The organism is Microcoleus sp. PH2017_08_TRC_O_A (assembly GCF_020738665.1).
GTDB lineage: Bacteria > Cyanobacteriota > Cyanobacteriia > Cyanobacteriales > Microcoleaceae > Microcoleus.
The window spans coordinates 49,008-61,103 of sequence record NZ_JAEQCE010000032.1; the positions used below are offsets into that span (position 1 = coordinate 49,008).

A 12,096-nucleotide genomic window follows, 5' to 3' on the forward strand; every position below is an offset into this window, starting at 1 on the left:
TGACAGTTGACAGTTGACAGTTGACAGTTGACAGTTGGTTCAAATTACCAATGACTAATGACCAATGACCAATGACCAATGACTAATGACTAATGACCAATGACTAATGACTAATGACTAATGACTAATTACCAAATTCTGCTTGCAGCAAGTCATCGTTGTCATCGGCGATGGTGGCTACAATAGTAATAGCGCGTGACATTTCCCCAGCAGAGATTTCGGCGATCGTCCGAGTTGATATTACGGCAACTTGGTTGTCAACGATCGCAAAATGAGATTCTAAAGTAGCCAGCCAATTCATTTCTAGCAGTTTCCGCATTAATTCAGCTTCATTCTTTGCCGGCAACTGAAGCACAAAAGCCCAAACAGTTAAAGTATCATTTTCGGTTTCGCCCGTGAGTTGCACGAACACTTCAACGCTCCCGTACTTGAATTTCCAAAGATGTCCGCCAGCTTCATTTTGACCGACCATCACTTTTTGGTCTACAGCCATGCTGGCAATCACAGTTTCAATTTCTTCGGCATAGCTCACTGCTGTGGCTTTTTCGACCTGCTCGGAGGCGATCGCGCTTTCGCTAGAGAGGCTTTCTGCGGAAGGTGTTTGTGGGTTTGGCTCGCTGTTAGTCATGATTAATATTTAAACGGAAAAGTGTTCCAATAATCTTTACCAATACAGTTTACTTCCTCTTCAGGACTTAGCAAAATAGGACTTATAGGATTTTGGATTTTAGGTTTTGGATTTTACATTAAAGAATTCGGTATGACTTAAATAATGACTGGTTCCCAGGCACAGCCTGGGAACCCATATCCTGAGCTCTCCCTCACCTGTATCTAAGCCTTGGGCTTAGCAGCCGCGGGCTTCTTCTCAATCGGTTTTAATCCATTGAGGAACATCGGCACAAATTTCTCCACAAATGCTTGCGGATCTCGGTTCCAGGCCCGCTGAGCTACATCGACTCTGGTCATTTGCAAATCGGGGGCGAGCAGAGTGGCTGGCAAGCGTTCCATCAGGTATTGTGGGCGTTCCCACATCGGCATCGTGTTGGCAATGTCCACGAGACGGGTGACGCGACGCAGTTCTGCTCCCAGCATGATATCCATTCCCGATGCAAATGCTGCTTGTTCGATCGCTGCATACTTGCGTTTCGCCTGTTCCACCTTCTCGCGGTGTGCCGGGCTCTTCGCAGCAATTTTACCCAGCCAGCGGTTGCCCCAGCGGACGTGACCAGCTTCTTCGGGAAAAATCTTTTCGATGGTTTCGCGGATTTTGACGTTTTCGTCGGTTTGAGGAGCATTTTTGAGGGCGTGGATGTGCGCTGAGAAATACTCGCATCCCCGCTTCTCGGTGACGTTAATCGCCGCTAGGGAAGAAATTACAAAATCTTCGCGGTCTTTGGTAGGGTCTTTTTGGTCGCTGTCGAGCAACCTTTCAAATTCGTCAATGTAGGAGACTCCTGGCGGCGTTCCCACCTTCTCGCCGATGTCTGCGAGCAAGTCTGTAAGCCACATGGCGTGTCGCGCTTCGTCCGAGATATGCCGGGAAAGATCCCGCACGAGTTCGGCCGGTTCGCCGTCTAGCTGCTCGATCAAGTCGGTGAGGTCTTTGCAACTGCGCTGTTCGCTGTAGCGGTAGCGGTTGAGGGTAATCAAGTGGATTTCGCGATCGCGCACCACTTGACTTAAAATCTCGCGCGCTCCCATGCCGTTGCGAAGCTTGCGGGGATAGGCAACTGTCATGTTTGTATGTTGTTTTGTAAAGATACCTGTATAAGTGTAACGCAGTTTTTAGGATACCAATGACCTCAGCAGGCAGAAACTTTGTGTGCGCTTTTGGCAAAGATCGATCTTGAAGGTTTTGCCAGCTCAGTTATTTATGTCGATCGCTCTGCGTTTACATTTCATACTGCGCCTGGGCGATCGCACGATTCGCGATCGGCTTACCAATGTATTTAGGAACAGGTTGTTTTGCATTAAAATACAATAAAATTTCGATATTTTTATCTACCTTTAGACAGGTATTTTATAAGTTATTTCTAGAAGAATATTTTGCTATTTATATCAGAATAACTGAATAAATAAAAGAAAAATTTAGGTAGCTAAATTAACTTTTAAGCGTTATATTGATTTATGGAAGACAAAACCTAGGTGACTCACTTGGCTGACATCGTTGATACCGCCGTTTCGGCAGGCTCTTTTACAACTCTGGTTGCTGCCGTCAAAGCTGCTGGTTTAGTCGATACTCTCAAAGGCACCGGGCCCTTCACAGTTTTCGCACCCACAGACGAAGCTTTTGCTAAGCTTCCCGCAGGTACTGTAGAAGCACTGCTTAAGGACATTCCTAAGCTCACAAAAATCTTGACTTATCATGTCGTTGCTGGCAAAGTTATGGCTGCTGATGTAGTCAAGCTGAAATCTGCCAAAACAGTTGAAGGTTCAGAAGTGAAAATTGATGCTTCCAATGGCGTCAAAATCAATGATTCTACCGTTACCACAGCCGATGTTGCTGCTGATAATGGCGTCATCCACATCATCGATACAGTCTTGCTTCCTGCGTAAGCACAGATTTAGATAGTGCAATAATACTATCTTGAGGGCGGTGGCTGTTGTTAGCCACCGCCCGATTTTAATTGATAGTTAAAAATAAATATCTTACCATAAAGAATTGGGGTGCATCTCACTTTGGTAAATATGTTTGTAGGGGCGAAGCATGACCGAAATCAATATGAGATTATAACTAATAACTTATATGCGGTCATGCTTCGCCCTCTTCAAAAACCAGATGCACCCAAGAATTGGTTAAAAGCCGGAACCCTTTTAAGGAGAAATTAAAATCAGACTATTCATTACTCCAATCCTCGGACTTCCAGGTAGATGTCGCTATCAACTGTCAAGCGGTCAACCCTTCGACTTCGCTCACGACAAGCTGTCAAGCGGTCAACTGAATGAAGCAGCGCGATCGCAAAAACCATCATAGAGCAGGGGGAATTGGTCGATCGCACGAAGCGATTGTCTGCCCCAAATTTGTCGCCGCTGGATTTACCGGAAAAACAGGCTGTAAGCCAATAGCATTCGTACTCTGAAGCTTATTTGCGGTTGATGCGTAGATGCCATGCCGCGAAACCCAAAATTTCTCCCAGAAACCGGGTTGATGGGGGCTGAGCTTAAATAAGATACAATAAGAACCACAAGGAAAGTGCGATCGACATTATTTGACAGTCAAGTTATGCAATCTACAACTCAGTCCGAGACAGAAACGGCGATGGACGCTCCCAAACACGGATTGCCCGTTACAATCATTACAGGATTTCTCGGCAGCGGCAAAACAACCCTGCTCAACCACATCCTGACCAACCAGCAAGGTTTGAAAACAGCAGTTTTAGTCAATGAATTTGGTGAAATCGGCATCGACAACGAACTGATTGTCACTACAGACGACAACATGGTTGAGCTGAACAACGGCTGCATCTGCTGCACAATTAACGAAGATTTGGTTAATGCAGTTTACAAAGTTTTAGAACGTCAAGAAAAGCTCGACTATCTAGTAGTCGAGACCACCGGACTCGCCGACCCGCTGCCAGTAGCTCTGACTTTTTTAGGCACAGAACTGCGCGACATGACCCGTCTAGATTCAATAGTTACAGTAGTAGACGCAGCCAACTACAGCTTAGATTTGTTCAACTCAGAAGCAGCCTACAGTCAAATAGCTTACGGCGATATTATTATTCTCAACAAAACAGATTTGGTTGAAGAAGCAGATTTAGATTTGTTGGAAGTTAAGATTCGCGATATCAAAGAAGGCGCTCGAATTTTGCGAACGGTAAAATCGCAAGTTCCCTTACCTTTAGTCCTCAGCGTCGGATTGTTTGAATCTGACAAATATTTTCAATCTGAGGAAACTGCTAGCAGTCACGACCATCACGATCACGGTCATCACGATCACGACCATCACGATCACGGTCATCACGATCACGATCATCACGATCATCACGATCATCACGACCATCACGATCATCACGATCATCACGATCATCACGATCATGCCCATCACGACCACTCCGGCCATTTAGACAATGACGGATTTACCTCAATTTCTTTCCAAAGCGACAAGCCGTTTTCTCTGAGGAAATTTCAATATTTCTTAGACCACCAAATGCCAACAAACGTGTTTCGCGCGAAAGGGATTATGTGGTTTGAAGAAAGTCCGAAACGGCATATTTTCCACTTGAGCGGCAAGCGATTTTCAATGGATGACGATCAGTGGAAAGGTGAGCCAAAAAACCAACTTGTTCTGATCGGTCAGGGTTTGGATACCGAGACTTTGCGATCGCAAATCGAAAACTGTCTCTGTATGCCTGCACCCAATCGCGGCAAAGGATTCGGAAAAAACTAACCTGGACGCAACTGTCACATTAAATCCAGGTACGTAGTTGCGCTTAAGCGCTCTTAAAATCCAGGTATGTAGTTGCGCTTAAGCGCTCTTAAAATCCAGGTACGTAGTTGCGCTTAAGCGCTCTTAAAATCCAGGTACGTAGTTGCGCTTAAGCGCTCTTAAAATCCAAGCGCTCTTTTTGGGATATCGGAAAGAGCGCTGAAGCGCAACTACGTACCTAAGAATTTATCCCTATATATGTCCAGGACTGTTTGAGATTTCCCATGCGAGTCATCATCCAGCGAGTCAAATCATCTCAAGTCCAAGTTAACGGTAAAATTATCGGCAAAATTGGCTGCGGACTCAACTTGCTTGTAGGTATTGCGGACACCGACACCGAAGCAGAACTCGACTGGATGGCTCGGAAATGCCTATAATTGCGTTTGTTTCCCGACTCGGCCAGCGACGGCGGGCGCTGGGACAAGTCCGTACAAGACATCGGCGGCGAGTTGCTGGTTTTGACATACTCCCCGGCGTAAACGCGCGGGGATTCTTTACGCTTCATCGAGATGTGCCTCCTTCGTGGTCTTACCTTCTCTCTGCGTACATTTAGAGTCGTGGCAATGCCCTATCCCGACTTTTTCTATATTTCTCGCAGCGTTTAAATCCCTGTCTTGCTGAGTACCACAATTAAGGCACACTAGCGAACGAACAGATAGGTCTATTTTACCCCACTTAAACCCGCAATCTGAGCACACTTGGCTAGTTGGTTAAGAGCGACTAATTACCCTGAATTCTCTGCCAAACTTTTCAGATTTAGCCTCACATAAAGCTCTAAACTCGTACCATCCTTGCTGACTAATTACTCTGGCAAGTTTCCGATTTTTGACCAGACCCGACACATTCAAATCTTCCAAAATAATAGTTTGATTCTCACTAACAACTTTGGTCGATAGTTTGTGCAGAAAGTCTTTACGGGTATCCCCCATTTGGTTGTGTAATTTAGCAATCTGAATGCGAGTTTTGTTTCGGCGCTTTGAGTCCTTGGGCTGCCTTGCCAACTTGCGTTGCAATCTGCGATTTTTTCGGTCTAACTGTTTGTAGCTTGGACTTTTAGCTGATGTTCCGTCGCTCATTGCTGCAAAGGTTTTAATACCCAAATCGATGCTGTGTTTTTTAGCTTCGACTATATCGGGATTTATCTCTACAACAAAGCTCAGGAAGTAGCGGTTAGCACAATCATTGATGATTGTGACAGAGCTAGGAACTGACGGCAGTGCTCTCGACCAAATTGGCTTAACAATACCAATTTTAGCTAAATAAACCCCATCTTCTTTGATTGAGAAGCCTCCGCGAGTAAACCGGGCAGACTGGCTATTCGTGCGTTTTTTGAACTTTGGATAACCGACTTTGCGCCCTTTTCTTTTTCCCTTGCATGACTCAAAAAAATTCTTAAAGGCTGTCTCCAAATCTGCTACAGATTGCTGTAGTGCAATATTTGAGACTTCACTCAACCATGCTCTTTCCTCAGTTTGTTTGGCTTGAGTGATAACCTGATGAAGAAGGTTTGCCGATTTCGGTTTTTTTCGGATTGTTTGCAAACGGCTAAAGCATCATTCCACACTACCCGCACACAACCAAACAACTGAGCTAAACTCTGTTGCTGTTGGTTGCTGGGATAGAAACGGAATTGATACCTTGCTTTCATTTTTACTGGCTATTTATTTACTCTATTATACTGCTATAGCCTTTATCAAAAAGATGAGGTATGACTGACAGCTTATATAACCGCTTAAACCAAGAGGGCCCAAGCCCAACAACATACCTCATCTTTCTGAGAACCGCTATATACTGCCAGTTGCTAACAATATCCAGAATTAAAGCCGTCCTAAAAAGACGGGGCTTGTATCCCAATTTTTTCGGTCAGTCAGTTTACTCTCTACGGCGACTGTCGCAAAGGTCGGCTTCTGGTCGTTCGATCGCTCTGCCGCCCCTGAAGCCGCCGAAAAACTTTATGCAAAATTTGTCGAAAAGTTGCGCCTGAGCGGCTTAAAAGTCGAAACAGGTTTGTTTGGAGCCATGATGCAAGTGTCTATAGATAATGACGGCCCGGTGACTTTGGTGTTGGAGAGAGAATCGGCGTGAATAGGTTTGACAGGCCTCTGTACTTCTCTTATCTTCCTTCGCCTCCTTTGCGTCTTCGCGGTTCGTTCAAAAAAAGCCGTTGCCCCTTTTAAAAGAAAATTTCTAAATTGACCGGGTTTCCCAACTGCTGTAGCGTAGGTTCTGAAGACATTGCAGTTCGCTACATTCTGCCGAGTCTCAATTCCGCAATCTCCGACGCCGAAAACCCCCTCAAAAGGCCAGTTGGTAAATTGTCCACTCAGCGGCCCCGGAACACCGTCCATCTTTGTCGCGATCGCCACACCCGCATAACAGCTCAGAAGGCTTGTACAGTAAGGCTTTGAAGGCAATAAAATCTATCGTCAACAGCCAGCGCTTAAAATCAGATTCGGCAGCCAAAAAATGTTGCATGAGAGAGTGGAACACTGGCATCACTGTGCCTATCTGTATTTCCCTATATTCAATACATAGAGAGTTGAATCAGCCGTGCCAAGCGAAACCGCCAGCAACTGCCGCCTCGCTCCCTGAAAAATGTCCTCGCACTGCGCTACCACCCGATAAACGCCATGACTGTCACAACTGCCACCAACCCCGTCAACTGCAACACTGTTTCTAACCTCAACTTCATTCCAGCCGCCTCCACCGAACAAACCGCCGAAATCAATACAGTTTCCAGCATCGATGTCTTGGCTTTGGCTGAATTCGCCCTCAAAGAGTTGGAAGCAGAAATGAAAACTGCCAGCCGCAGCGCTCAAGCAGTGGCGATGCGAATTGCTAAGGAAGTCGAACGGATTTGCCAAAAAAGCGATCGCATCCAAATTTCCGGCGAAGTTGAAGCTTGGCAAATCACCTTGGCCGAACACCGGTTGCAAAAAACTCTCGAATTCTACCGCCTCGGTTCCAAACAAGGCCGCGTCCAACTGCACTCTCACCTCGCATCGATGATTTACCGTCATGTTGCTTCTTTCCGATCGAACTTGAACTTCCAAGCTCGCTACAACATGATTGAAGACTTTTTGCAAGGCTTTTACATCGAAGCTTTGCGCGCTTTCCGCCGCGAACACCAACTGGATCTCAACTACACTCCCCGCACCCAGATTGAATTGGCTGAGTACATGGCTTTCACCGAACAATACGCCAAGCGCCAAATCGGTTTACCCGGCCGCAACCGCCAACGCCTGATCGTGCTTCGCGCTCAAGGATTTGCTAAGGGCCAACCTCCCGAAACTGCGATCGACATTGAAATGGCTGTAGAATCCGGCAAGGGAGAAGATGCAGAAATGTACAGCCGCTCTCCGGCGCTGCAACAAGTCCGCGAACAAATGGTTTCGGAAACTGTCGATCCGGCTGATGCTGTGTTGCGCGATCGAGTAGTCGCTGAATTGATTGCTTATCTGGAATCGCAAAATCAGCCAGAATGTGTTAGCTACTTAACTTTAAAATTGCAAGACCTTTCGGCTTCGGAAATCGATCGCGTTCTCGGTTTGTCCTCCCGCCAGCGCGACTACCTGCAACAACGGTTTAAGTACCACGTCGAAAAATTTGCCCGCACTCAAAACTGGAAACTCGTTCACGAATGGCTGGGTGCTGATGTAGATCAAAAACTGGGCATGACTTCGGACAAATGGGAAACATTTCGCGCTCAACTGTCGCCCGAACAACAAGAACTGTTAGCAATGAAGCGGAATCAAGAATGCGATAAGGCGATCGCCACTGCACTCAACTGCACCCCCAAACAAGTCCAAAAACGTTGGGCGCAACTGTTGGATCTGGCAAGCCAGACTCGCAACAGCAGCCAAGCATAACGGGTGATCCAACATGAACGCAAGTGTTTTATTGAGATTGGAAAATGCGATGGGTGCGGCACCGGAACCGGAATGCCCGCCCCGCAGTCCGCTCTCAAATCTACCAGTGCTGCTCGATTATTACCCAAATTATCGCCGCTTTCCGGCAAATTCAATTTATTAAAACAACATTACTTTTATTAATATTTCCCATTCCCAGGTTATGCCTGGGATTTTTTTTATTAGTAATCATTAATCATAATTTATTAAAAATACAGGTAAAATTGGTTCGTAGTGAGGACTTCAGTCCTCATAAAAATTAGAGGACTGAAGTCCTCACTACGAACTTATAAAGATGATTTTACCAGACGTGATGTCAGTCATAACTTATTAGAAAATACCAGCCCAAAGGAGAGTACATCCCTGGGTTGAAAAGTGCTGTATCCGCTGCCTCCCCCCAATAAAAGATCTATAATTTTTATGCAGGTCTAAAAATTTTTGCTTTGAGGTGCGTAGTCATGTTTCCAGTGTGGTTGCAGGCAGAATTTTGGGGTTTAGTGGGTGGTTCGGCGCTGCTACTGGGAGCGGCGGTGGGTTACTTTATCAGGATTCCCCAGCGCGCGATCGCCACAATTATGGCTTTTGGCGCCGGTGTGCTGATTTGGGCGCTATCTTTTGAGTTGATGGATGAAGCTTACAAGCGCGGCGGTTTTGACTCAACGGCGATCGGCTTTTTGGGCGGCGCTGCTGTTTATACAGCCGCCAATTGGTTTTTGAATCAGCAGGGAGCAAAACACCGCAAGCGATCGGGCTCTTTGCACCCTGCTAAAACAGAATCAAGCGATAGCGGATTGGCGATCGCCGCAGCAGGGGGTATTTTAGCCACGATCTCAGATACGATGATTCCCGAAGCATTCGAGGAAACTCACGATTTTGCTGGCTTAATTACTGTCTGCGGGTTTTTAGCTGCTTTTGTTCTTAGCAAGTTAGGGGAAACATAATTAGTCATTGGCGATCGATCATCAATCATCATTATTTATTAGTCAGTGACAACTGGAAATGAGAAATTGCTGAAAGTTATAATGTTTTTGATATGGGCACAGACGAACTTGATATGTTGCCAAAGTGTATCTAGGAACAAAAAAGCGTATAATCAACATCAAAGACCGGAGCCAGTCAACAGGTGCTGAAAAATATATGTGTCTAGAGCCAGGGTATATCCTTCACGAAAGGTACCAAATTATCAAGAAATTGGGACAGGGAGGGTTTGCGATTACCTACAAGGCTAACGATCTAGCCAAACCCGGAAATCCCGAGTGCGTTGTTAAGGAAATTCCTTTTCCTTCATCGAATGCTCCGCACGTCTTGGAGAAGGCAAGGACGCAATTTGAAAAGGAAGCTAGTGCTTTGCGCTGTCTCGGCAATCACCCGTGCATTCCCCAATTATTCGCTTACTTTGAAGAAAACGACCATTTTTACTTAATTCAAGAATACATTGAAGGACATCAGCTCAAGGAAGAACTCACTCCAGGTACACAGTGGGAAGAGGATCGGGCGATCGCCTTGTTGCTGGAAATTCTGGAAATTTTAAAGTTCGTCCATAAACAAAATATTATTCATCGCGATATTACACCTTCTAACTTAATTCGGCGCACAACAGATAACAAAATTGTTTTAATTGATTTTGGGGCTGTCAAAGAAATCAGCACTTTGACTGCTGACTCTACAGGTAGAATATTCACATCGCAGGCGATCGGCACCAGCGGTTATATGTCTCCGGAACAATCAAATGGGCGTACTGCCCATGCTGGTAATGATATTTACTCCGTAGGGATGATCGTGATTCAAGTTCTCACCGGGAAGCATCCCACAGAGCTCAAAAACTACGATGGTGCTGGTGAAATTATCTGGCATGACTCCACGTCCGATCGCACTCCGCTACCAGTGAGTGATAATCTAAAAAATATTCTCGATCAGATGGTTCGCTTCCACTATCGAATAAATCGATATCAATCTGTGACTGAGGTTTTGCGAGACTTGAACGCGATGCGATCGCCTCTATTACTCGAACCTGCGCCGAATTTGGGAGCGTCTGATTCTGATGAAGTTTCGCCAAACCAGGATTCGCCACCGAGCAAAGAACCCGAGTCAGGCCAAACTCCGCCGCAGGGGCGATCGCGCTTTCGCTGGCTGCTGTTGGGTGTTGCGGTAATTGCCGCAGGGGCGATCGTAATTTCAAACATCAAAAAATCCCCGATAATCCATAAAAATTCCCCGCAATCGACCCTACCTACAGCCTCACCTACACCCTCCCCAGATGGTGTAAGTTCCGGTGAAAAACTCCTAGTAAAAACCGCCGCCATGTGGTCAAAACAAAGGGCAATAAATGAATTTGCAGAAGCAAATTATCCTGAAGCTTTAAAATTGTTCAAACAGTCCTGGCGGGAAGATCGCAGAGATCCAGAAACTTTAATTTACACCAACAATGCTCTGCTGGAGGCGATAGGTGCAGAGTATTATACCATCGCAATTGTTGTTCCCATTCGCAGAAATCAGGACGGGACAGGAACTATAGTCAATGCAAGTTTAGCCGAAGAACTGCTGCGCGGTATTGGTCAAGCTCAAACCGAAGTTAATTTAGGTCTCCTCTCTGCAAATAACAGCGAACGAGATTTTCCCGGTCAAGGCTTTCTCGAAGCAAAATCGATTAAAGGAAAAGGTCTAAAAGTAATCATTGCTGATGACGCCAATATCAAATCCTACGCAGTTCAAAGGGCAAATTATCTAGTCACTCAACCAAATATTCTAGCAGTCATCGGACACTACACCAGTGACATGACGGTAGAAACAGTAGATATTTACAATCAAAATAAACTGGCCCTCATTTCTCCGGGAAGCACAACAGAAGAACTAACGCGCAAACCTCGGAAATTTTTCTTTCGGACAGCCCCAACAACTAGCAAAGAAGCTGAAGGCTTAGTAAATCAACTGATTAAAGTCGGTCAAAAAAGAGTTGCCGTTTTTTACAATCCCAATAGTCCGTTTAGCGCATCTTTGTGGGAAGAATTCAAAAAGCAATTTGAAGCCGAAGGAGGTTCGACTTTTAGATCCAGTAATTACGACTTATCTAAAAATGATTTTAACGCCGAAGCAGCTATCAAAGAAGTTGAGAAAGCCAAAATAACAGCCATAGCTCTCTTTCCCGACGGTCAAGTCACTAATTCTCTCGAACACGCGCTCGATATGATTAAAATCAACGATGGTCTCAATTGGATTGTTGGCCCTTGGACTCTATACGATCCGAGAACTTTAGAAGCAGTAAAACAGGTAAAGTCTGTTGAAAAACTCGCCGTATCCGTGTTTTGGCATCCGTTAATCAGTTTTGATAAAAAGTTTCCAGTTAATGCTGAAAAATTGTGGGGAGGCCCAGTCAATACTCGATCGGCTTTAACCTACGATGCCGCTAAAACGCTGATTAAATCCCTAGAATTACAGCCAGAACCCAGCCGTGAAGGAATGCAAAAAACCTTAGCATCTCCAGACTTTAAAGCTGACGGTGCCACGGGTATAATTGAGTTTGACTTGACAACTGGAAATCGGAAAAACCCTCCTAAAGCTTTAGCGCACGTTGTTGCGTGTGCTAGAGAACAATTTGGTGTTACGTTTGTGCCGATCGAATTTCCGACAGCCGCCGCCGCAGGTTTAAAGTGCGACTAACGCTTTGCCAGAAAGAATTGGTTGAAAGCCCGCCCGCCCGGGAGAAATTAAACTCAGACTATTCATTACTTCAATCCTCAGACTTAAGGGTAGAGGTTTCTC

At 45.6% G+C, this 12,096-nt stretch carries 12 protein-coding genes and 2 pseudogenes; 8 read left to right on the plus strand and 6 right to left on the minus strand.

Annotation, left to right across the window (positions count from 1 at the left end; all coding sequences use genetic code 11):
- Positions 1-124 precede the first annotated feature (124 nt).
- Both JGK22_RS13175 and JGK22_RS13180 read right to left on the minus strand, forming a co-directional pair.
- Complete coding sequence (locus tag JGK22_RS13175; RefSeq protein ID WP_293176532.1) at positions 125-628, minus strand: YbjN domain-containing protein; 504 nt, start codon at positions 626-628, stop codon at positions 125-127.
- Positions 629-831: 203 nt separating this feature from the next.
- Positions 832-1,737, minus strand: a complete 906-nt coding sequence (locus tag JGK22_RS13180) for a ferritin-like domain-containing protein (RefSeq protein ID WP_293185554.1) — start codon at positions 1,735-1,737, stop codon at positions 832-834.
- 417 nt (positions 1,738-2,154) lie between these two features.
- Between JGK22_RS13180 and JGK22_RS13185 the strand changes: the two genes are divergently transcribed.
- The 3 genes and pseudogenes from JGK22_RS13185 to JGK22_RS13195 all read left to right on the plus strand — a co-directional run.
- A complete protein-coding gene (locus tag JGK22_RS13185; RefSeq protein WP_293185555.1) occupies positions 2,155-2,556 on the plus strand; it encodes a fasciclin domain-containing protein in 402 nt (133 codons plus the stop codon).
- Positions 2,557-3,223: 667 nt separating this feature from the next.
- A complete protein-coding gene (locus JGK22_RS13190; RefSeq protein ID WP_293195892.1) occupies positions 3,224-4,390 on the plus strand; it encodes a GTP-binding protein in 1,167 nt (388 codons plus the stop codon).
- A 263-nt stretch (positions 4,391-4,653) separates the two neighbouring features.
- A pseudogene (locus tag JGK22_RS13195) lies at positions 4,654-4,893 on the plus strand (D-aminoacyl-tRNA deacylase); the annotation flags it as partial.
- A gap of 30 nt (positions 4,894-4,923) precedes the next feature.
- Here JGK22_RS13195 and JGK22_RS33270 read toward each other — a convergent pair.
- The 3 genes from JGK22_RS33270 to JGK22_RS33275 are packed head-to-tail and all read right to left on the minus strand — an operon-like array spanning position 4,924 to position 6,077.
- Positions 4,924-5,127: a zinc ribbon domain-containing protein gene (locus tag JGK22_RS33270; RefSeq protein WP_325315276.1), complete on the minus strand. Its 204-nt coding sequence runs from the start codon at positions 5,125-5,127 to the stop codon at positions 4,924-4,926.
- Positions 5,128-5,139: 12 nt separating this feature from the next.
- Entirely contained in the window at positions 5,140-5,970 is an 831-nt protein-coding gene (locus JGK22_RS13200; RefSeq protein WP_366025674.1) for a transposase, read from the minus strand.
- A complete protein-coding gene (locus JGK22_RS33275) occupies positions 5,880-6,077 on the minus strand; it encodes a helix-turn-helix domain-containing protein (protein ID WP_366025676.1) in 198 nt (65 codons plus the stop codon). The genes JGK22_RS13200 and JGK22_RS33275 overlap by 91 nt, the downstream gene beginning before the upstream one ends.
- Positions 6,078-6,291: 214 nt before the next feature.
- Between JGK22_RS33275 and JGK22_RS13205 the strand changes: the two are divergent.
- Positions 6,292-6,514, plus strand: a pseudogene (locus JGK22_RS13205) (D-aminoacyl-tRNA deacylase); the annotation flags it as partial.
- A gap of 210 nt (positions 6,515-6,724) precedes the next feature.
- Here the strand turns inward: JGK22_RS13205 and JGK22_RS13210 are convergent.
- Positions 6,725-6,892 (minus strand): hypothetical protein, encoded by a 168-nt coding sequence (locus JGK22_RS13210; protein WP_293313010.1) that lies wholly within the window; start codon positions 6,890-6,892, stop codon positions 6,725-6,727.
- Between the two features lie 167 nt (positions 6,893-7,059).
- On the opposite strand from JGK22_RS13210, the gene JGK22_RS13215 reads away from it, so the two are divergent.
- The 4 genes from JGK22_RS13215 to JGK22_RS13230 all read left to right on the plus strand — a co-directional run bounded on the left by JGK22_RS13215 (position 7,060) and on the right by JGK22_RS13230 (position 11,994).
- Positions 7,060-8,298: a HetZ-related protein gene (locus tag JGK22_RS13215; protein ID WP_293195897.1), complete on the plus strand. Its 1,239-nt coding sequence runs from the start codon at positions 7,060-7,062 to the stop codon at positions 8,296-8,298.
- A 13-nt stretch (positions 8,299-8,311) separates the two neighbouring features.
- Positions 8,312-8,461 carry a hypothetical protein gene (locus JGK22_RS13220; RefSeq protein WP_293189555.1) on the plus strand — a complete coding sequence of 50 codons (150 nt, stop codon included), beginning with the start codon at positions 8,312-8,314 and terminating at the stop codon, positions 8,459-8,461.
- Positions 8,462-8,795: 334 nt separating this feature from the next.
- Entirely contained in the window at positions 8,796-9,278 is a 483-nt protein-coding gene (locus JGK22_RS13225; RefSeq protein ID WP_293195900.1) for a hypothetical protein, read from the plus strand.
- Positions 9,279-9,474: 196 nt separating this feature from the next.
- Positions 9,475-11,994 carry a bifunctional serine/threonine-protein kinase/ABC transporter substrate-binding protein gene (locus tag JGK22_RS13230; protein ID WP_293189559.1) on the plus strand — a complete coding sequence of 840 codons (2,520 nt, stop codon included), beginning with the start codon at positions 9,475-9,477 and terminating at the stop codon, positions 11,992-11,994.
- The last annotated feature ends 102 nt before the right edge of the window (positions 11,995-12,096 follow it).

Excerpts from the sequence above, each read along its gene's own strand:
- JGK22_RS13175 (WP_293176532.1), bottom strand. The coding sequence starts at position 628 with ATGACTAACAGCGAGCCAAACCCACAAACACCTTCCGCAGAAAGCCTC.
- JGK22_RS13180 (WP_293185554.1), bottom strand. The coding sequence starts at position 1,737 with ATGACAGTTGCCTATCCCCGCAAGCTTCGCAACGGCATGGGAGCGCGC.
- JGK22_RS13190 (WP_293195892.1), top strand. The coding sequence starts at position 3,224 with ATGCAATCTACAACTCAGTCCGAGACAGAAACGGCGATGGACGCTCCC.
- JGK22_RS33275 (WP_366025676.1), bottom strand. The coding sequence starts at position 6,077 with ATGAAAGCAAGGTATCAATTCCGTTTCTATCCCAGCAACCAACAGCAA.
- JGK22_RS13215 (WP_293195897.1), top strand. The coding sequence starts at position 7,060 with ATGACTGTCACAACTGCCACCAACCCCGTCAACTGCAACACTGTTTCT.
- JGK22_RS13220 (WP_293189555.1), top strand. The coding sequence starts at position 8,312 with ATGAACGCAAGTGTTTTATTGAGATTGGAAAATGCGATGGGTGCGGCA.
- JGK22_RS13225 (WP_293195900.1), top strand. The coding sequence starts at position 8,796 with ATGTTTCCAGTGTGGTTGCAGGCAGAATTTTGGGGTTTAGTGGGTGGT.
- JGK22_RS13230 (WP_293189559.1), top strand. The coding sequence starts at position 9,475 with ATGTGTCTAGAGCCAGGGTATATCCTTCACGAAAGGTACCAAATTATC.